General features: G+C 35.0%; 14 protein-coding genes. 9 read left to right on the top strand and 5 right to left on the bottom strand.

Translation table 11 applies throughout. The features are described from left to right. Positions 1–34 precede the first annotated feature (34 nt). Positions 35–1663 (bottom strand): RagB/SusD family nutrient uptake outer membrane protein, encoded by a 1629-nt coding sequence (locus ACH2BV_RS02230; RefSeq protein WP_395048984.1) that lies wholly within the window; start codon positions 1661–1663, stop codon positions 35–37. 19 nt (positions 1664–1682) lie between these two features. After that, the gene (locus ACH2BV_RS02225; RefSeq protein ID WP_395048982.1) at positions 1683–4595 is read right to left on the bottom strand and encodes a SusC/RagA family TonB-linked outer membrane protein; all 2913 of its coding nucleotides are present in this window, start codon (positions 4593–4595) and stop codon (positions 1683–1685) included. Between the two features lie 225 nt (positions 4596–4820). On the opposite strand from ACH2BV_RS02225, the gene ACH2BV_RS02220 reads away from it, so the two are divergent. From ACH2BV_RS02220 to ACH2BV_RS02190, 7 genes are all read left to right on the top strand, one after another. Next, a complete protein-coding gene (locus ACH2BV_RS02220; RefSeq protein WP_395048980.1) occupies positions 4821–5855 on the top strand; it encodes a LacI family DNA-binding transcriptional regulator in 1035 nt (344 codons plus the stop codon). Positions 5856–6048: 193 nt separating this feature from the next. Further along, entirely contained in the window at positions 6049–7380 is a 1332-nt protein-coding gene (locus ACH2BV_RS02215) for an MFS transporter (protein WP_395048979.1), read from the top strand. Positions 7381–7393: 13 nt separating this feature from the next. After that, positions 7394–8050, top strand: coding sequence for a beta-phosphoglucomutase (pgmB, locus tag ACH2BV_RS02210; RefSeq protein ID WP_395048978.1), 657 nt, complete (start codon positions 7394–7396; stop codon positions 8048–8050). A gap of 23 nt (positions 8051–8073) precedes the next feature. Continuing rightward, the gene (locus ACH2BV_RS02205; RefSeq protein WP_395048977.1) at positions 8074–10380 is read left to right on the top strand and encodes a glycoside hydrolase family 65 protein; all 2307 of its coding nucleotides are present in this window, start codon (positions 8074–8076) and stop codon (positions 10378–10380) included. 106 nt (positions 10381–10486) lie between these two features. Further along, on the top strand, positions 10487–12346 hold the full coding sequence (locus tag ACH2BV_RS02200; protein ID WP_395048976.1) for a glycoside hydrolase family 13 protein: 1860 nt from the start codon (positions 10487–10489) through the stop codon (positions 12344–12346). A 34-nt stretch (positions 12347–12380) separates the two neighbouring features. After that, on the top strand, positions 12381–14813 hold the full coding sequence (locus ACH2BV_RS02195; protein ID WP_395048975.1) for a TIM-barrel domain-containing protein: 2433 nt from the start codon (positions 12381–12383) through the stop codon (positions 14811–14813). 1 nt (position 14814) lies between these two features. After that, on the top strand, positions 14815–16470 hold the full coding sequence (locus tag ACH2BV_RS02190; protein WP_395048973.1) for an alpha-amylase family glycosyl hydrolase: 1656 nt from the start codon (positions 14815–14817) through the stop codon (positions 16468–16470). A 75-nt stretch (positions 16471–16545) separates the two neighbouring features. Here ACH2BV_RS02190 and ACH2BV_RS02185 read toward each other — a convergent pair whose 3' ends face one another. Then, positions 16546–19257: a M16 family metallopeptidase gene (locus ACH2BV_RS02185; RefSeq protein WP_395048972.1), complete on the bottom strand. Its 2712-nt coding sequence runs from the start codon at positions 19255–19257 to the stop codon at positions 16546–16548. Between the two features lie 154 nt (positions 19258–19411). Between ACH2BV_RS02185 and ACH2BV_RS02180 the strand changes: the two genes are divergently transcribed. Together ACH2BV_RS02180 and ACH2BV_RS02175 are read left to right on the top strand one after the other, a co-directional pair. Further along, entirely contained in the window at positions 19412–20089 is a 678-nt protein-coding gene (locus ACH2BV_RS02180; protein ID WP_395048971.1) for a glycerophosphodiester phosphodiesterase, read from the top strand. Beyond that, positions 20086–21294, top strand: a complete 1209-nt coding sequence (locus ACH2BV_RS02175) for an NAD(P)/FAD-dependent oxidoreductase (protein ID WP_395048970.1) — start codon at positions 20086–20088, stop codon at positions 21292–21294. The genes ACH2BV_RS02180 and ACH2BV_RS02175 overlap by 4 nt, the downstream gene beginning before the upstream one ends. A 105-nt stretch (positions 21295–21399) precedes the next feature. Here the strand turns inward: ACH2BV_RS02175 and ACH2BV_RS02170 are convergent, their stop codons facing one another. Then, a complete protein-coding gene (locus ACH2BV_RS02170) occupies positions 21400–22083 on the bottom strand; it encodes a formyltransferase family protein (protein ID WP_395048968.1) in 684 nt (227 codons plus the stop codon). Continuing rightward, positions 22080–22532: a GNAT family N-acetyltransferase gene (locus ACH2BV_RS02165; RefSeq protein WP_395049008.1), complete on the bottom strand. Its 453-nt coding sequence runs from the start codon at positions 22530–22532 to the stop codon at positions 22080–22082. Before ACH2BV_RS02165 ends, ACH2BV_RS02170 begins: the two co-directional genes overlap by 4 nt. Positions 22533–22746: the final 214 nt, after the last annotated feature.

The raw sequence follows: 22746 nt of genomic DNA, 5'->3' as shown, positions 1-22746 counted from the left end.
TTATATATTTATTTAATATCAATACCTGGGAATATTAATACCCTAGGTTTTGTGATAAATTAGAATTTGATCTTAACTCATTTGCAGGAATAGCAAATAAGAGTCTATAGTCAGCCAAAGTAGTTCCAGCTTGAACTCCACCTTTCCATTCCCAATTGTATCCGCTTAAATATTTGCCAAATCGAATCAAATCTTGACGTCTGCAACCTTCCCAGTATAATTCTTTAGCTCTTTCATTTAAAACTAAGTCAGGAGTTACTTCGCCAGCAGTGATTGTGGCAGCATTTACATTAGCTCTTTTTCTTAAATCATTAATATAACCCATTGCGATTGCTTTATCACCAACACCGTTAGCTGCTAATTCAGCATACATTAAGTAAGCATCTCCCATTCTAAATAATGGAAAATCAGTATCAGGGAATGCTGTCGAAGAAGCTTTGGCACCATCTGATCTTACATTAGTAAATTTTGTAAGTTTTTTACCTTGATAAAATGCATCTTGGTTCGTATCAACCGTTGGATTAGTTATAGAAGCTGGATCAGTGTTTCCTGCAACATAAGTAACTCTAGCATCATCAGTCCCTACAGTTTGAGCAAATTCTTTACGAACTCTATACCCTTTCCATCCGGAATCAACTCCTAACAATAATCCAACTGCATTATCGCAAGAGGCATGAACTAAATAAGTCATTCCTCCCCAAGTTTGGGATTTCAAACCATCAGAACATAAAGGGAAAATAATTTCATTTTGTGCACCGTTGGTATTGTTGTCAGCTTTAAATAATTTAGTTCGATCAGCAATAATACTATATCCTGAACTAATTACTTTATTAACCGCTATGAGTGCATCAGCGCTTCGATCTTTATTGGTATATACTTTTGAATTTAGCAATAATTTTGCTTTTAACATCCAGGCAGCAGCTTTATCAGCTCTCCCATATTCATTAGACTTAGGAGCTGCTAAATCCCCATCAATAGCATCTAATTCTTTTAATGCAAAATCAAATATATATTCACGGCTTTGCATTGGTGGTTTAATTCCTAAAACGTCAGCATCTGTCATAAAGGGCAAGTTTCCAAAAATATCAATTCCATGATAATAAGTAAGTGCTCTCAAAAATCGAACTTCAGCTCTAAATTTGATTATTTGATTTTTTAAATCATCACTTACTCCTCTGCTACTTAGTTTTTCCGGAGTAGTTTCTCTTAAAAATTCATTACACAAACCTATCTGAAAAAAGACTCTGGCAAAAAATGCTTCAGTAAAAACATTGTCTTTATCCCATGTATTAAAATTCAAATCTTTAATCGTTTTGTTATCACTTTCACCCCAAGCAATCATAGCTTCGTCAGTTGTTAATTCCTGACATTGCCAATATCCTCTCATGTATTGTGAAAATCCTTCATCTACTGACGAACCTAAATCAGCATCCGTTTTTGGATCTCCAGCAGGTCCCTTTTGTCCAGTTACTACAAAACCTGCATAAATTTTGGCCAAAAACTGTTTATAAGAGTTTGGATTGCCTGCAAAAAATGCTTCACTTATTGACTGATCATCATCTTTAGGAGCTATATTTAAATCATCTAAGCAAGAACTTAATGAAAACAAGATAGATAAAATAAATACCCATTTTAAATTCTTTATTATTAGTAATTTTTTCATTTTAATTTATTTTTTAATATTAAAAATTAGCATTTACACCCAACATATACATTCTTGCTCTAGGGAAGATTGTTCCATCAATTCCATTATTGAAAACCTCAGGATCAATACCTTTATAGTCGGTAATAGTCAATACATTCTGAACACCAGTATACATTCTTAATGAATATTTATCTGTGTTTAATACAGATTTAAAATTATATCCTAAAGTAATGTTATCTAATTTCAAAAAAGTTGCGTCTTTAATGTAATAATCAGATTGTTTAGAAGCTGCTATAAAACTTGTATTGCTGTAATCTACAGGAGAGTTGTTGATAGTCTGATTAAAAGTATCATTAATAGTTCCCAAGAAAGCTCTACTTGCATTAACATCATCATAAACATAATTTCCAAAACTTGCTCTCCAAGCCATAGAATAGTCCCAATTTTTATAAAAAGTTCCATTCAACATCAGCCCCATGGTTACATCGGCCTGTGGTTTATGATAATTATACTGGTCGCTACTGTCTATTTTTCCGTCTCCATTTCTATCTACAAATACACCTTCAATTGGTTTTCCTTCTGGAGTATAAACTTGTTCGTAAACTCTAAATGAAAAAGGAGATAATCCTATTGTATGCGTTTGAATAAATGCGCCTAATCCTACACCCCCCTGAGGGTCATTATCGGTAGCTAAATCGGTAATTTCAATTTTATTATAAGTAAGATTATAATTTATTCCTAAAGTGAAATTATCTTTTTGAAATGCATCAAAATTCAATCCAAAATCAATTCCTCTAGATTCAAGAGACCCTATGTTTGTAGGTCCGTAAACTCCTAAATTTTGAAGTGCTCCCAGTTTTGTATTGGCAAACAAATCATTCGTTTGAGAAAAATAAGCATCTATAGAAGCTTTTAATCTATTGTCAATAAATGCAACATCCAATCCTGCATTATATTTAGCACTTCTTTCCCATTTCAAACTTTCGTTGTATCCGTCAGGCTTAGAAATGAGTACAAATTCATTACCAAATTGATAATAGTTATTATTAGAAGTACTATATTTTTTAATCCAAGCCAATGAACTTCCTAAATTTTGTTGTCCTGTTTCACCATAACTTAATCTAAGTTTTAAATCAGAAAATGTTTTTGAATCCTTAAGGAAACTTTCTTCTTTGATTTTCCAAGCAAAAGCAACTCCCGGGAAATTAGCCCATTTATTAACTGGAGAAACCCTTGTAGAACCATCTCGTCTAAAATTGACTGTCAATAAATATTTATCATTATATCCTAAGTTTAAACGACCGAAAAAGGCTTGCAAATTATTTCCTGGATCCGTATAAACATCTTCATTGGCTTCTTCATTCTGACCTAAACCAAACAAGTTTTTGTTTCCTGAATAATAATTTTGCCAATCAAATTGTTGGTACTCGTAACCAGCCAATAAATCAACATTTAATTTTCCAAATGCTTTGGTATAATTCAATTGAGCATTTAGGTTTTCATTTTTGTTGTGATACCAAGTTTCTGAGTAAGACCCAATTTGTTTGTTTGGCACATTATTGTTAAACCCTGATCTTGAAAGCGGATTTACGGTTACACTTCCGTCTCCATCTTGTTTATCCATACCTGCATTTACAATCGCTCTTAATTCAGGCAAAAAATGAAACTTATAATCAATATTAATATTCCCAAAAAATCTAAACTGATTTCCTACATTTCTTTTCTCATTCAATAAACTTACAGGGTTTGCAGTTCCTTTCGGTAGTCCACCAACCACCCATTCCGTATATCCTGCAAAAATTGAGTTTGGATTATAAACAGATTGTGTAGGGTCATAAGAAATAGCACTTCCTATAGCTCCTTCATCTGCATTTTGTCTAAAAGTATAAGAATAATTTCCAGTGATATTAAATTTTAAATGGTTATCAAAAAAACTAGGATTCAATGCAATAGACGCTGTTGATCTTTTAAAATTAGAAGTTTTTAATATCCCACTATTATCAGTATTTCCTATAGTTAATCTGGAAGGTACCGTTTTGAAAAGATTACCCATTACAGATAAATTAATATCAGAAGTAAGAGAATTACTGAAAATTTCATTCTGCCAATCTGTATTTGATTTCCCTAAAAGGTTTGCTTTTAAAGGTGCTTTTTCATTAATCAGTACTCTATATTCATCCGCAGAATAAACATCTACTTTTTTGGCCAATGTATTTAAGGTAGTAAAAGAGTTGAAAGAAACTTGCAAGTCTTTTTTAGAACCTTTTTTGGTAGTAATAAGGATAACCCCATTAGATCCTCTATTTCCGTAAATTGCAGTTGCCGAAGCATCTTTCAAGATAGAAAAAGATTCAATATCATTCGGATTTATAGCTGATAAACCTCCATCAATTGGCAATCCATCAACAACAATTAATGGATCATTACTGGCAAGCAACGAAGATCCGCCACGAATTCTAATCACAGGATCGTTACCCGGAGTCCCAGAAGATGTAACTACTACACCCGCGGCTCTACCGTTTAACAAACCGTCAACGCTTACAATGGCTCCTTTATTAAAGTCTTTAGCCGTAATTAAAGCAACTGCACCCGTAGCGTCTTTCTTCTTTACAGATCCATAACCTACCTGAACTACAACTTCTTTTAATTCATTAGATTCTTCAGCAAGATTTACAGTCAATGTTTGTTGATTGTTAAAAACAACCGTTTGACTTGTATAACCAATAAAAGAAAAAACGATTTTATCGCCTATATTAACTTTAGGTAATTTGAATTTTCCGTCAAAATCAGTTTGCATTCCATTTGTGGAACCTTGTATTACTATATTTACACCAGGAATTGGCTGATTCGTTTTTGAATCTAAAACCGTACCGCCCAATGTTCCTTGTGCAAGAACGCTAAATGGTAAGAATAGTAATAAAAATAACAACTTATTGTAAATTGTTTTCATACTTTTTGTTTAAATTAATTTGATTTTTGTTTAATTTACCTTTACTTCGAATGTTAAAATTACATTAATTTTTTAGCTTATAACAAATGTAAAAATTAAATAGGTTACGAAAACGTGGTAGTGTTGAAAACTTTCTGTTTTTTGATGAAAAAAGCGGATTAAAATTACCATAATCTATATAATATCTTATCTTTATTACGAAAATGATTTTTATGAAATTTCTATATGAAAAAGAAAATAACACTTAAACAAATTGCCAGAGAGCTAGATGTCTCTATTTCGACCGTTTCTAAATCTTTGAGAAACAGCTTGGAAATTGGAGAAGAAACTAGATTAAAAGTGCAGGCTTTTGCCAAGTTTTATCACTACAAACCCAATAATATTGCGCTTAGTCTAAAAAACAGAAAAACAAAAACCATAGGTCTTATTATTCCTGAAATTGTGCATTATTTCTTTTCGACTGTTATCAACGGAATTGAACAAATAGCCAATGAAAAAGGGTATAGTGTTATTATTTGCTTATCAGATGATTCCTTTGATAAAGAAGTTCTAAATATGGAAATGCTTGCTAATGGCAGTATTGATGGATTTATTATGTCACTCTCTAAAGAAACTCAGCAAAAAGGAGATTTTCATCATATTACAGAAGTAATTAATCAAGGAATGCCTGTAGTTATGTTTGATAGAGTTACCAATGATATCTTATGCGACAAAGTAATTATTAACGATGAATTATCCGCTTACGGAGCAGTTCAAAGTTTGATTGATAAAGGAAGGAAAAAAATTGCCCTCGTAACAACAGTCGATTATGTTAGTGTAGGGAAATTCAGAACTGACGGTTATACCAAGGCATTAAGAGACAATGGCTTGCCTTTTGATGAAAATCTGATTATTAAAATTGAAAATGTTGATAATTGCGAAGTCACAATAGCTAAATTACTCGAAGACAAAGCTTTTGATGCTGTTTTTGCAGTGAATGAATTATTTGCCGTAACCATCATTAAAATTGCCCATAAAATGGGAATAAAAGTTCCCGATGATTTGGCTGTTATCGCTTTTACCGATGGAATTATTTCTAAATATTCGACTCCAACTATTACAACGGTAACCCAAAACGGAATAGAAATGGGAAACACTGCTGCAAAAATTCTCATTGATAGATTAGAATCAGAGGAACATGAATTAGAAGAAGAGGAAGAAGAAATATACAAAACCGTAGTAATTGAAACGCATCTGATAGAAAGAGAATCAACAAATTAGCTACAAAATAATTTATTTATTCACACTATTACGTTGTAGTAACTAGTAATTTTATTTATTATAAATTATAAATATTAAATATTTAAATTCTTTTATATATTTACACAATTCAAAACTTTTACTTTTACTTCGAAAAATAAGTTAAGTTTTGATAAGCAAGGCGCTTATCGTACATTTAAAACAATATACGATAATGAAAAAACCCAAATTAAGTTTTTGGCAAATCTGGAATCTAAGCTTTGGATTCCTGGGAGTACAGATTGGATATTCACTACAAAATGGTAATACCAGCAGAATATTGGAAGCCCTTGGTGCCGATGTTCACAGCATAGGTTATTTTTGGTTGGCAGCACCTCTTGCAGGTTTAATTGTTCAGCCCATCATTGGTCTTTCAAGCGATAAAACATGGACGCGTCTTGGTCGAAGAATTCCATTTATCTTTTTTGGTGCAATTGTTTCGGCTTTGGCGATGTTTTTTATGCCAAATGCGGAATACTTTACCTATCTGTTACCACCATTAATTTTTGGTGCCGTGATGCTTCTTTTAATGGACACTTCATTTAATGTCACCATGCAACCCTTTAGAGCCCTTGTAGGCGATATGGTAAATGATGAACAGAAAAACCTTGGCTATTCCTTGCAAAGTGCCTTAATCAATTTTGGAGCTGTATTTGGTTCCTTATTGCCTTGGATTCTTGCCAAAGCAGGAGTTGCAAATGTCCCTGCTGCTGGTGAGAAAGTAGCGGCGTCAGTAATATGGTCTTTCTATATTGGAGGAGCTATTTTGTTGATAACCGTTCTTTGGACTGCTTTTAGAACCAAAGAATATGCTCCTAAAGAACACGCTCTATACAATGACATTGACTTAGAATCTGCAACTGTAACCGAAAAAACAAGCATTTTGAAATTGATTTCTAACGCTCCAAAAATCTTTTGGCAATTGGGAATTGTACAGTTCTTTTCTTGGTTTGCTTTATTTTTAATGTGGGTATACACCACAAGAGCCATTGCCAATCAGGTATGGGGAGCAGAAGCATTGGATCCAAAATCAATTGGTTTTAACGAAGCCGGAGACTGGACAGGTGTAATGTTTGCTTTTTATAGTGCCGTTGCAGCGCTATTCTCATTACTCATCCCGTCAATTGCAAAATCAATCGGCAGAAAGAAAACCTATAGTTTTTCTCTTTTAATGGGAGGGATTGGATTGGCTTCGATGTATTTTGTACACGACAAAACTATTTTGTTACTTTCGATTTCCGGAGTAGGATTGGCTTGGGCCGCAATATTGGCAATGCCTTATGCTATGCTTTCCGGTTCATTACCTGCAGACAAAATGGGCGTTTACATGGGATTGTTTAATGCAACCATTACCATTCCGCAAATCGCGGCTGGAGTATTAGGCAGTACAATCATTGCTTTGTTTGGAGGTTTTCCAATGGCAATTATTGTAATCGCAGGAGTTTCAATGCTGATTGCCGGACTGGCAGTATTTTTTGTCAAAGAAAATATCTCAACAGCTAAATAAATTATTAAAATTAATGAATACAAAAGCATTTATATTCGACCTTGACGGCGTAATTGTCGATACGGCGAAATACCATTATTTGGCTTGGCTTAAAATTGCCAATCAATTAGGAATCGAATTTACACACGAACATAACGAATTATTAAAAGGTGTGAGTCGCGTTCGCTCACTTGATATTATTTTAGGATTAGGAAGAGTGGAAGCTTCTCAAGAAGACAAAAACAAATGGCTTTTTGAGAAAAACGAAAATTATTTGTCCTATTTAGTCGATATGGACGAAAGCGAAATCCTGCCTGGTGTTATGCCAGTTTTAAAATATTTGAAAGAAAAGAATCAATTAATTGCATTGGGTTCGGCAAGTAAAAACGCCAGACCTATTCTCGAAAAGACGGGAACACTAGAGTATTTTGACGCTATTGTTGACGGAAATGATGTTTCGAATGCAAAACCTGATCCCGAAGTCTTTTTGCTTGCAGCAAAATTATTGAATACAAAACCCGAAGATTCGATAGTTTTTGAAGATTCGGTAGCGGGAATTCAGGCCGCTAATATCGGCGGAATGATGAGCGTAGGAATTGGCGAAGCATCAACATTGCACGAAGCAAAATACATATTTAAAGATTTTACGCATATTGATAAAAGTTTTATCGATGATTTGATTAAAGGATAATAAACGAATAGAAAACAGAAAGAATGAACCAAGATTATATAAAAGCAGACAATTGGTCCATCATTGAAGAGGGATTTGATGTTGAGAGTGTGAAATCGTCCGAAAGTCTTTTCAGCATTGGCAACGGTGCTATGGGACAACGTGCTAATTTTGAAGAAAATTATTCAGGAGAAACTTTCCAAGGAAGTTATATCGCAGGAATTTATTATCCCGATAAAACTAAAGTGGGCTGGTGGAAAAATGGTTATCCAAAATATTTTGCCAAAGTATTAAATGCTCCAAACTGGATAGGAATTGAAATTGAAATCAACGGCGAAAGTCTTGATTTGAATGCTTGTACGGCAGTAAAAAATTTCCGTCGCGAATTGAATATGAAAGAAGGTTGGTACAACCGTTCTTTTGAAGCTACTTTGCAAAACGGAACTGAAGTTGCGGTTAATATTCGTCGTTTCCTTTGTATGGATTTAGATGAAGTTGGCGTTATAAATTACGAAATCACGCCTTTAAACAAGGAAGCGCAAATAGTTTACAAACCTTATATTGATGCAGGTGTAACAAATGAAGATGCAAACTGGGAAGAAAAATTCTGGGAACCTTTGGAAACAAAAGACCACGAAAACGAAGCTTTTGTTACGGCTCAAACTTTCAAAACTCATTTCAAGGTGACGACTTTTATGGAAAACAGCATCCTGGAAAACGGTAAAAAACTAGATATTTTACCTGAACTTGTTTCAGCAACCAAGGATAAAGTTGAATTCACTTATTCTGTTTCCATAGCTAAAGATGCAACATCATCCATTCAAAAAATAGGTGGTTATACGGTTTCCTTAAATCACGAAAACACACTTTCCGGCGCTGAAAAAGTAATCAAAGCTGCTTTGGCAAAAGGATATGACTTATTATTAGCAGAACAAATTACAGCTTGGGCAAAAATTTGGGAAATGTCAGACATTACTATTGATGGTGACGTAAAAGCACAACAAGGTATTCGATTCAATATATTTCAATTGAACCAAACGTATTCCGGTAAAGATTCTCGTTTGAACATTGGTCCAAAAGGGTTCACTGGCGAAAAATACGGCGGTTCCACGTATTGGGACACCGAAGCCTATTGTATTCCGTTTTATATGGCGACCAAAGACCAGCAAGTGGCGAGAAATTTATTGACCTATCGTTTCAATCAATTAGACAAAGCGATTGAAAACGCCCAGAATAATCTTGGTTTTAAAAACGGAGCGGCATTGTATCCAATGGTGACGATGAATGGTGAAGAATGTCATAACGAATGGGAAATCACGCACGAAGAAATCCATAGAAATGGAGCGATTGCTTTTGCAATTTTTAATTACCATCGTTTCACTGGTGATTACTCCTATATTCCTGAAAAAGGTTTGGAAGTATTAATCGGAATTGCCCGTTTTTGGCATCAAAGAGCTAATTTTTCGAAAGATAAAAACCAATACGTAATCTTGGGAGTTACTGGTCCAAACGAATACGAAAACAACGTAAACAATAATTTCTACACTAATTATATTGCAAAATGGTGTATTGATTACACACACGAGCAAATTCAAAAAGTGTCTTTGGAGTATCCATCAGACCACAAACGCATCATCGAAAAAGTAAAATTATCGGATGCTGAATTGCAAGATTGGAAAAAAGTTTCCGGCAATATGTACTTTCCATTTTCCGAAGAATTGGGAATCTATTTGCAACAAGACGGCTTCTTAGATAAAGATTTAATTTTGGTAAAAGATTTGGACAAAAGCCAACGACCAATCAACCAAAAATGGTCTTGGGACAGAGTTTTGCGTTCGCCTTACATCAAACAAGCCGATACTTTACAAGGTTTTTATTTCTTTGAAGATCATTTTACCAAAGAACAATTAGAAAAACATTTCGATTTTTACGAACCCTTTACCGTTCACGAAAGTTCGCTTTCACCTTGTGTACACTCTATTCAAGCTGCAAAATTGGACAAAATGGATATGGCTTACACTTTCTATTTAAGGACTTCCAGATTGGACTTGGATGATTACAACAAAGAAGTGGAAGAAGGCTGTCACATTACGTCAATGGCAGGGACCTGGATGAGTATTGTAGAAGGTTTTGGTGGAATGCGAGTGAAAAACGATGCACTTCATTTTTCTCCAAAAATTCCAAAAGAATGGACAGGTTATTCCTTTAAAATTAATTTCAGAAACCAGATTTTGAAAGTAGTAATCAATCACAAAAAAACTCAATTCTCGCTTGAAGGAACTAATGGTTTGACAGTTTTTGTTAATGGTAATGCTGTTTTGGTTGAACCAAATATTTTAGTAACAGTTTAAAATCCAATTTAATAAGGCATTTAAGTTCATTTAAGTTTTTCTTAAATTACCTTTTTTGCCTTATTTGTTTAAATAAAAATTGTTGGAAAATTTAATTATTTGTCAAATGAAAAAAATAATTTTACTCTTTATTTTTACAACTTCAACTATGTTTGCACAAATCGAAAGAATAGAACCTCCATTTTGGTATGCCGGAATGAACAATCCTGAAGTGCAAATTATGTTTTACGGAAAAAACATTGCACAATTTCAGGTTACTGTTTCCAATCCGATTAAAATTACAGACATAAAAAGAACCGAAAATTCCAATTATCTTTTCGTTACTATTAACACCAAAAATGTTAAGGCATCCGACTGTATTTTCACTTTCAAAGACAGCAATAAAAAAGCATTTACCCAAAATTATTCTCTGAAAAAGAGAAGAGATAACTCGGCACAACGGAAAAGTTACGATGCCTCGGACATGATATATTTATTGATGCCGGACCGTTTCTCAAATGGTAAAAAAAATAATGATTCCAGCGATTCTACTTTAGAAAAATTCAATCGTGATTTACCCGGAGGAAGACACGGTGGAGACATTCAAGGCATCATCAATCATTTAGATTATATTAAGGAACTAGGTGCGACAACTATTTGGAGCACTCCACTTTGCGAGGATAATGACGAAGCATATTCCTATCATACCTATGGACAATCTGACGTTTACAAAATTGATCCTCGTTACGGAACCAATGAAGATTATTTGCGATTATCTTCAGAAATGCACAAAATGAAAATGAAATTGGTGCTGGATTATGTGACGAATCATTGGGGAAAAGAACATTGGATGATAAAAGATCTACCCACTCACGACTGGATTAACCAATTTGAAAATTACACCCAAACCAATCATAAAAGAACCCTTGTTCACGATATCAACGCCTCAAAAATAGATACCAAAATATGTTTCGATGGCTGGTTTGTACCTTCAATGCCCGATTTGAATCAAAGAAATCCTTTGGTTTTGAATTATCTTACCCAAAATGCGATTTGGTGGATTGAATACGCCAATTTGGATGGCTTTAGAGTGGACACTTATAATTATGCAGAACCAAGTGCTATTGCAAAATGGACCAAAGCCATAACCGATGAATACCCGAATTTCAATATCGTTGGGGAAATTTCGATGCGGGATCAAGCCCAACTTTCGTATTGGCAAAAAGACAGCCCAATAGGTAAAATTCAAAATTTCAATTCCTATTTACCCAGTGTAATGGATTTCATTTTATCCGATGATCTTTTGACTATATTTAACGAAGATGGTAATTGGGAAACAGGAATGATACGAGTTTACAACAATTTTGCCAATGACTTTCTTTATCCAAACGTAAACAATTTACTGATTTTTGCCGAAAATCACGACACCCAAAGAGTAAATCACGTTTATAACAACGACATTAGAAAATACAAAATGGCGATGGCATTGTTAGCCACCGTTAGAGGAATCCCACAAACTTATTATGGCTCCGAAATTGGGATGGCAGGAAATAAAGACAAAGGCGATGCCGATGTTCGTCAAGATTTTCCAGGCGGATGGGAAGGCGATACCAATAATGCTTTTACCAAAGAAGGAAGAACACAAGGGCAAAACGAATATTTTGATTTTACCTCCAAGTTATTCAATTGGAGAAAAACAAAATCGGCGGTTCATTTCGGGAAAATGACGCATTATATTCCAGAAAACAATACCTATGTCTATTTCAGATACAATGCTACTGACCCGAGCGTTAGCGAACTGGCGGAGCAAAGCGTGATGGTTCTGTTCAACAATAGCAATGAAACCAAAACTCTTAAAACGAATCGTTTCAAAGAAAACATCGGGAATTATAAAACTGGAAAAGACGTCATAACAGACAAAATAATTGACGTGACTAAAGAAATTACTATGGATGCAAAATCAGTTTTGATATTGGAATTGAAATAATCACAACAAACCCAACAGGTTTTAAAATACAACTATGAAAAAATTATTTTTCTTACTATTTATAACTTCCCTTTCTTTTGCACAAAATGCTAACAGGAAATTCGAAAGTTTCAAAAAAGTCAACAACTCTTTAGAAATAAAAACTTCCGATGGTCAATACATCATCAAAGACTATTCGGATAAAATTGTGGAAACCTCTTTTATTCCAAAAGGAGACCCGAGCGACAGCGAATCGGTGAAGCAAACCTTCAACCCTATTTCAGAAGCAGTCGTTTTAGTTCCAAAAAAAGGAATTGCAAAGATTTCTGAAAAACCAAATTTAATAAAGTTTTCAACTTCTGGAATCGTGGTTTCTATTCAAAAATCTCCTTTTCAAATTTCTTATTTCAACCAACAAAAACTTTTATTTTCTGAAAAAGAAGGTTATTTCAAGCAAAAACATATTCCGTTAGAAAATGTAAAGGGCAACATAAAAGCGGATTCAACCGAAGTAATTCAATTCAACATTTCGCCTGATGAAGTTTTGTATGGTGGCGGTGCTCGTGCTTTGGGAATGAATCGTCGTGGCCATAAATTAGCTTTATATAACAGAGCGCATTATGGATATCAAAGCCATTCAGAGTTAATGAATTTTACTATTCCAATGGTTTTGTCCTCGAAAATGTACGCCGTTCATTTCGATAATTCCGCTATTGGCTATTTGGATTTAGACAGCAAAAAAGACAATACTTTGGCTTATGAGACCATTTCCGGCAGAAAAACATATCAAGTAATTGTGGGTGATTCCTGGACGGATTTGATTTCAAGTTACACCGATTTAACCGGAAGACAACCTTTACCAGCTCGGTGGACTTTGGGCAATTTCTCCAGCCGTTTTGGCTATCACTCTCAGGAAGAAGTCGAGAAAACCATCAAGAAATTCGAAGAAGATAAAATCCCTGTCGATGCAATAATTCTCGATTTGTATTGGTTTGGAAAAACTATTCAAGGAACAATGGGAAATTTGGATTGGGACAAAGACAAATTTCAAAATCCAACGAAAATGATTGCCGATTTAAATACGAAAGGCATAAAAACCGTTCTCATTACTGAACCTTTTGTACTTACAACCTCCAAGAAATGGCAGGAAGCTGTTGATAAAAAAGTAGTGGCAACAGATAAAAATGGAAAGGCATTTACCTATGATTTCTATTTTGGAAACACGGGAATCATCGACATTTTTAAACCCGAAGGAAAAGAATGGTTTTGGAATATTTATAAAAACCTGATTAATCAGGGCGTTGGAGGTCTTTGGGGCGATTTGGGTGAACCAGAAGTATTTCCATCAGAAGCCATAACTGTCGGAGGAAAAGCCGATGAAGTTCATAATGTTTATGGGCACAATTGGGCAAAATTAATTGCTGATGGTTACAAAAAAGACTTTTCAAATCAGCGTCCGTTTATATTAATGCGCGCTGGATATTCAGGTTCGCAACGTTATGGAATGATACCTTGGTCAGGTGATGTAAGTAGAAGTTGGGGCGGATTACAACCACAAACCGAAATTGCATTGCAAATGGGAATGCAAGGAATGGGGTATATGCACTCGGATTTAGGTGGTTTTGCAGGAGATTATTTCGACAATGAATTGTACATTCGTTGGTTGCAATACGGCGTTTTCAATCCTATCTTTCGTCCACACGCACATGAAGATGTTGCTGCAGAACCCGTTTATAAAGACATTGTAACTAAAGCTAAAGCAAAAATTCAAGTGGAATTGCGTTATCAATTAATGCCATATAATTATACTTTGGCATTTGAAAACAATCAAAAAGGAACACCATTAATGCGTCCGTTGTTTTTTGAAGAACCAGAAAACAAAAACCTTTATACAGTTTGCGAAACTTATTTATGGGGAAATGACTTTTTGGTTACACCAATTACAAAACCTGGAGTAACTTCAACTTCTGTATATTTTCCAAAAAACAACAACTGGTTTGATTTCTATTCGGATGCTGAGCAATTAGCAGGAACGACTTCGACAATTGCCGTTGTTGAAGACCATATTCCTGTTTTTGTTCGAGGTGGCGCTTTTATTCCAATGATAAAAACCATCCAGAATACATCGAAATATTCGTTGGAAAGCTTTGATTTGCATTTTTATTTTGATGCGAAAACGAGACAAAGCAAAGGAAAAATATACAATGACGACGGCACAACGGCAAACGCATTTGAAAAGGGAGAATTTGAAATATTGAATTTCAATGGTAATATCAATAACAAAACGGCTGTTATCAAAATGAATTCGGAAATTGGAAAAAACTTTCAATCTTTGGATAAAAATATAAATTTGATTATCCATAATATAAAACCAAATTCAGTGGTCATAAACGGAAAAACCATTGCTTTCAAAACCGTTAAAAACAACATAGAGATTCCAGTTTTTTGGAAAAAAGGAACTGAAGTCGAAATCAAAATTCAATTATAAAATGAAAAAAAACCTTTTATTTTCAATAGCATTACTTTCTATGCTTTTCACAAGTTGTTCCTCAACAAAAACAGCAAAAACAGCATCCAAAACTCCTTTTGTTTGGGAAAATGCCAATGTGTATTTTCTTTTAATTGACAGATTCAACAACGGAGACAAAACGAACGATCAAACTTACAATAGAAATAAAGCAGCGGCAAAATTGCGGGGTTTTGAAGGCGGCGATATTCGAGGTGTGATTCAAAAACTGGATGAAGGCTATTTTGAAAAACTGGGAATAACTGCCCTTTGGATGACACCGGTTGTTGAACAAATTCACGATGGAGTCAATGAAGGAACTGGCTTTACCTATGCTTTTCACGGCTATTGGGCAAGAGATTGGACTACTTTAGATCCTAGTTTTGGAACTAAAAAGGACTTGGCTGAATTGGTACAAAAAGCACACGCAAAAGGGATTCGAGTTTTATTGGATGCTGTTATCAATCATACTGGACCCGTTACCGGTGAAGATCCTGCATATCCGAATGATTGGGTGAGAACGACTCCAAAATGCACTTACAAATCCTATGACACTTATATTAATTGCACTTTGGTTGAGAATCTTCCAGATGTAAAAACAGAAAGCAATGAGGCTGTAGCTTTGCCTCCTTTCTTGATTGAAAAATGGAAAAAAGAAGGTCGTTATGAACAAGAAGTAGCCGAACTAGATGCGTTTTTCGCCAAAACCAGTTATCCTCGTGCGCCAAAATATTATATTATGAAATGGTTATCGGATTACATCACCGATTACGGAATTGATGGCTATCGCGTAGATACAGCGAAACACACATATGAAGATGTTTGGGCAGATTTCAAGAAAGTATGTGATGGCGCATTTGCCGATTTTAAAAAAAACAATCCTAAAAAAATATTGGACAACAATGCCTTTTTCACGGTTGGCGAAGTTTATGGTTACAACATTGGAGCAAAAAAACTATTTGATTTTGGAGACAAAAAAGTAAACTATTTTGAAAATGGTTTTACGGGATTAATCAATTTTGATTTTAGAAATGAGGCCAAGTTGAATTATGAACCTTTGTTTTCAAAATATAACACAATTCTTCAAAATGACTTAAAGGGAAATACGGTAATGAACTACGTTTCTTCTCACGATGACAGCTCTCCGTATGACAAGAAACGTGAAAAAACATTCGAAAGCGGTACAAAATTATTGCTCACCCCAGGAATTTCGCAAGTTTATTATGGGGACGAAAGTGCTCGTACGTTAGACATTCCTGGAACTACAGGAGACGCAACCTTGCGTTCGATGATGAATTGGAACGAAATAAAAACCAATCCCGAAACTCAAAAAGTGCTTTTGCATTGGCAAAAACTGGGTAATTTTAGAAAAAATCATCCAGCTATTGGAGCTGGAATTCACCAAGAAATTTTGGCCAGTCCTTATGTTTTTAGCCGAACTTTCAGTAAAGATAATTATACGGATAACGTAGTTATTGGACTGGATTTACCAAAAGGACAAAAAGAAATTTTGGCGGGAAGCATTTTCAAGGATGGAACAAAATTAAAAGATGCTTATTCCGGAAAAGAAACTGTCGTTATCAATGGAAAAGTTAGTATTGACACTGATTTTGACATAGTATTATTGGAAAAGTTGTAAGTATCCATTTTTTGATTTTTACAAAAAAATAAGGCTGTTCTTTCAAACAGCCTTATTTGTTTAATTCATTAAATCTTATTTTTTAGTAAAATCGCCAGCGTAAATCAAGACAAATTTTTGCAAATCAAAATACTTTTTCATAGCTGCATTTACCTTAGCCGCATCCAAAGCTTTTACTTTATTTTCATAATCAGAGTATTCTTTAAATGACTTATTCTGATCTAAATATTCTCTAAGTTGCCGGGCTAGAAACTCATCTGTTCCAAGAGTTGTCTGACGTTGTTGTAACCAAGATTTTACTACTGCATCGAATTCCTCTTTTGTAAAACCTTTATCCGACGCTTTTTGAATTTCTTCTTTCAAAGCGCTGTCCAATTTATCTTTAAACAATGGATTAAAAAAGGCGTAAACTCCCCAATCTCCATTTTTATCAATTCCATTTCCTGAAACAAAAGATCCCGCACCATAACTCATTCCTTCAGCTTCGCGTAATCGTTTTGGAATTCTGGATGACATAAAAGCTCCTCCTCCTAACAATTCATTTGCAATTTCAACTGCTGGATAATCCGGTTCGTTCATTCCAATATTCAAGTTGACTTTCCCTAAAACAATAGCATTGGTTTTGTCATTAACTTGGATAGTATTATTAAAGGCATTAACTTCAAAATATTGAGTTGGAATCCTAGTATAAGTAAATTTAGTATTCCAGTTATCAAATGTTTCGGTTAAAAAAGTTTTGATAATTTTCTTGTCTAATCCTCCAACAAAAGCAATTTTGCTGCTGTTGCCATTGTAAAAATCATTGTAATATTTTTTTATATCATCCAAAGTAATTGTACTTAATTCAGCTAATTTTTCATCGGAAGTTTGTGAATAGTAGGGGTGTGATTTTGGATACAAAGCGGTTTGCTTTTCGATTGCCTCGCTTACTAATGCCTGAGGTTCACTTTTATTAGCTTCCAACCCACTTTTCATTTCCAATTTCAATTTTTCAAATTCGGAGGCGTCAAATATTGGGTTTCTCAAAATATCTTTAAGAAGTACCAAAGCATTATTTAGATTATTTTTATCCGTGTTTAGACCAATATACAATCCATCAACATTCCCTTGAACATTTATAGTAGTTTTATATTGATCCAACTGATCGTTTATATCTTTTTTAGTTCTTGTTTTTGTGCCTAATTTAAGCATTTGGGCAGTTAAATTCGCAATTAAACTTTTGCCTTCCAGTGACTTTTCGTCGCCCATTCGCAATAAAAACCGGGCGTTAATTTTGTCTCCTTTTGATGGTTTTTCCAGTAATGCATATTGCCCTCCGGAAGCTAATTTCCCCATTTCAGTAGTTTTTAAAATATTGGCAACCGAAGTTTCGAAAGTGGCCTTATTTGCTTCTAAAGTTTTGCCTTTATATCCATTTGTCAAAACTGCAATATCAGGTGTATCGCTTACTTTTACCCGTTCTGCATTATTCTCGGGAACAAATCTTCCCCAAGTTCTATTGCTTTGCAAATAATATTTTTTGGCAACATTTTGAATATCGGCAACTGTTAATTTTTCAACATTATCCCTATCAATAAAGAATAAACGCCAATCTCCGGCAGCAATATCTTCAGTCAATGCAATTGATAAGTCGATTGTTTTATTATAAGTGTTTTCAAATTGTTTTAACAATTCGTTTTTGGCTCTTTTCAAATCATCTTCCGTAAACGACATTTTTGGTACCTCATTCATAGTTTGTAGAAAAGCATCCTGAGCTGTTTTTAAATCTTTATCTTTTGGGATTTCACACGCAAAATAACCTAACCCTGGGTCTTTTAGAGTAATACTATACCCATAAACATTAGTTGCAAATTTCGTTTCTATCAATGCTTTGTACAAAGCGCCAGAAGGATTGTTAGTTAGAATTGAAATCAAAGCGGTGTTTGCGGCATTTTCTTTATCCGAAAAACTGGGAGTGTGATACGCCATTGCCACATACTGCATATCTCCATTTCTTTTTAATTCTATAAATCGTTCCCCATCTTGTGCTGGTTCAACTGTATATGTTGGTTCGATAATTTGTTTAGATTTTGGAATCATAGCAAAATATTTTGCAATCAAATCCAATGTTTTCTTTTCATCAAATTTTCCACCAACAATTAATGTTGCATTATTGGGCTGATAATATTTTTTGTAGAAGTTTTTAAGCGAACTTGCTTTTACTCTTTCGATATCTTCTTTACTTCCAATGGTTGAATTTCCGTAATTATGCCAAAGATAGGCTGAAGAAAATACCCTTTCCCGAAGAATCCCTGATGGGTTATTTTCTCCTATTTCGAACTCATTTCGAACAACAGAAAATTCTTTATCCAGATCTGATTGCAAAATAGCTGAAGTAATCATCCTGTCCGCTTCCATATCCAAAGCCCATGTCAGGTTTTCATCCGTCGCAGGAAGAATTTCATAATAATTTGTTCTGTCATAAAAAGTCGTTCCGTTTGCCTCAGCCCCTTTATCTGCAATTGCTTTTTTTATTTCACTAAACTTAGAGGAACGTTTAAACAACATATGTTCTAATAAATGCGCCATACCGGTTTCTCCATAACCTTCATTTCTTGAACCCACATTATAAACAATATTTACAACAACATTAGATTGTGCTGCATCTGGAATTAAAAGAATTTTAAGCCCGTTTGGCAAAGAATATTCTTTAATACCTTCAACTGATGTAACAAATTTTGGCAGTTGTGCAAAACTTGAACTTACCAACATACCCGTTAACAGGAATGATAAAATGGTTTTTTTCATAAATGTAATTTTAAATTTAAAGAGTTATTTTTTTAAAAATCTTAGGTAAATATCCGACTTTTTTTAAATAGCTATATCTTTTTAAAGAAATAAAAATCATATAAAAGACTTAACTTGAATATTTTGCTTTTTTTTGTATTCAAAAACCCAGCAAATGAAGAAAATTGGACATCGTGGAGCATCAGGTTATGAACCTGAAAACACCTTAATTTCATTTGAAAAAGCAATTGAATTGAAAACTGACGGTATTGAACTCGATGTGCATTTGAGTTCGGATGGTGAATTAATTGTAATACACGATGAGACGATTGACCGAACCACCAACGGAAAAGGTGCAGTTAAAGATTTTACTTTAAAAGAATTAAAAAAATTTCATTCAGGTAAAAATCAAGAAATTCCAACATTGATTGAAGTTTTTGATTTAGTACACCGACGTTGCTTCATCAATATTGAACTCAAAGGAATTGGGACCGCCAAACCAGTAAACGACCTGATAAATCATTACATTTTAGATGAAAAATGGGAGATTAACGATTTTCTTGTATCAAGTTTCGATTGGAATATGCTGGAAGAATTTCATATTTTGAATCCAAAAATTCGAATTGGAGTTTTAACAGAAGAATCTATTGAAGAGGCTTGGGCTTTCGCCAAAAAAGTAAAAGCCTTTTCTATTCATCCCGAATATGCATTATTATCTAAAGAAAATGTAGCTTTGATGCAAGAAAATGGTTTCGAGATCTTACCTTGGACAGTGAACACTGAAGATGCCATTCAAAAAATAAAATCATACAACGTAAACGGAATTATTTCGAATTTTCCAGATAAATTATGAACCAGAATTTCGATATTATAATTGTAGGTGGAGGTGCAGCTGGATTTTTCACTGCAATTAATATTGTGGAGAAAAATCCGAAGCTAAAAATAGCTATTCTCGAACGAGGGAGCGAAGTATTAACAAAAGTCAGAATCTCTGGTGGCGGAAGATGCAACGTGACCCACGCCTGTTTTGAACCAAACGAATTAGTAAAATTTTATCCACGAGGCGAAAAAGAATTACGTGGTCCTTTTCATCAATTTTGCTCTGGCGATACTGTTGAATGGTTCAGCAATCATGGCGTGGAACTCAAAATCGAGGATGACGGTCGTATGTTTCCTGTCTCGAATTCTTCGCAAACCATCATTGATTGTTTTCTAAAAGCAACTCAAAAATTGGGAATTACAGTTTTGACCGGACAAAGCGTACAATCCATTTTCAAAAAAGACAATCTTTGGAAAATTGAAACCCAGAAGGAAAATTACATCACCGAAAAATTAATTCTTGCGACTGGAAGCAATCCTAAAATATGGGAAATGTTACAAACTTTTGGTCACGCGATTGTAAATCCTGTTCCTTCTTTATTTACTTTCAATATTAAAGATCCGAGAATAAAGGAATTGCCAGGAGTTTCAGCAGAAGTAAGTGTAAAAGTAAAAGATACAAAACTAACCTCAACAGGTCCTTTGTTAATAACGCATTGGGGAATGAGTGGCCCTGCGATTTTGAAATTGTCGGCTTGGGGCGCAAGGATATTATTCGAAAAAAATTACCAATTTACTATATTCGTCAATTGGCTCAATGACATTGAAACTGATGATGCCGAAAAAATCCTCAAAGATTTAAAACAGGAAAATGCCAAGAAAGCGGTTTCCAAAAAGTCTCCTTTTGACTTTCCGAATCGACTTTGGGAAAGTCTGGTTCTGACGTCCAATATTCAAGAGGAAACCAAATGGGCTGATTTGACAAAGGTTCAACTACAACATTTGGCGAATCAATTGACTAATTGCTGTTTTCAAGTCAATGGAAAAAGCACTTTCAAGGAAGAATTCGTGACTGCTGGCGGCATTGATTTAAAGGAAATCAACTTCAAAACAATGGAAAGCAAACTGCACGAGAACCTCTTTTTTGCTGGGGAAATCGTAAATATTGATGCTGTCACTGGTGGTTTTAACTTTCAAAATGCATGGACAAGTGGTTTTATTTTGGCAAATTCATTATAACTTATAATCGAAAAAATGAAACATGCATAAATCCAAAATGAATCATGCAGTTTCGTGGCAAATATAAAATATTTAATCAGTATTTAAACAATACTTAAAAAGCCCCTAACTGGGGCTTTTCTCTTTACTTGCGGAGCTGTATTGCTCTAGCATCAACAAATCAGGTTTAAACACATCCTTAACGTCCGCATTAGGTTCAAACGTGCTAAACTCTTTACGCTGCGGCCTCTTAATAACAACACCGTTATTAATATCCGTGAGCGCTTGCTCTAACAGTTTTAGCCCCATCGCTTGCAGTTCATGTTCCCATAGCAGCTTTGCCGCCTTTTTAGGCTCCATGCCGTACATCTTTGGGTCAATAAAGCAAATATCCTGATAAGCGATATCGCCTCTGTCAATCCCTGCGTTGAGCCAAAACACCGTGCCGCCAGTTATTGCGTCACGCATACGAACCGCCCACTCAATGGAAGACCGGCCACGATGCCTGGGTAACAAACTTGGATGGTAACCTATCCAACCAAACTTAGTCTTAAATCGGGTCTTTACGCCAATATAATCAAAAGAGTGCGCAGTTATACCTAAGTCAACATTATCGGGTAACGTGTCCTCTCTGAGCGTGCCACCGGCAACAATAGGAACGTTAAACGTATGCGCCATTTTAGTCATACACTTATCATCAAGCGGAGTACAAACGCCTACAATCTCAACAAACGGCAGCTCATTGCATAACCTGAATACTTCTTGGCCAAAATACTTCTGACCGCTTATAAAAACTCTTAATTTTTTCATTTTCCTAAATATTTAAAACTTTGTACGGCTCTGAAGTGGCCACCGTAGCCGCACCCGGTTATGGTGCCTTTTTTGCCTGTTTTCGTTATACTGGCGTTACTCCTTGATTTATTCGCACCATAAAGAATGGCATTTGTTTGTTTCCAAACGTCAGCATTTCGAAGGTAACCGCACAATTGCGGGTGCGAAGTATGAAAGAACGTGTGGTACTTTCGTTGACATCGGCCGTTACCTTCAAGGTGGTATTGCATAACCTCATTTAAAAAGGCGGTTCCTACACCGGCTCCTTGCCACTCCGGCATAACAACTAAACGTGTGGCTCGGTATGCATTAGCGGTAAACATTGGACAAACGGCAAGGTGTGCCACAAGTTCACCATCGACAACTCCCACAAAATACTCCGCTGCAGGTGGGTGTGCGAGATCTAAATAATAATGCTCTTTAAACAGTTTCCAGTAAGTTCCGATGTGCCTTGGTTCAACAAAGGTGACACGTATGTTTGTGCTATTAGTTTCATATTTGTATTTTTAATAATTTGTGAATTGTGTGACAGTTACGCCGGTTCCGTTTTGGTCTGAAATCATTGTGGCGTTAGTTGATAACCCGGCTATTTTAATAGTTTTACCTGTTCCTGCTCCACCTGTGACTAACGGAACTGCATTT

This window comes from Flavobacterium sp., from assembly GCF_043780635.1.
Lineage (GTDB): Bacteria > Bacteroidota > Bacteroidia > Flavobacteriales > Flavobacteriaceae > Flavobacterium.
Note: the sequence above shows the minus strand (reverse complement) of the source record. Positions and strands in the feature narration are given on the sequence as shown.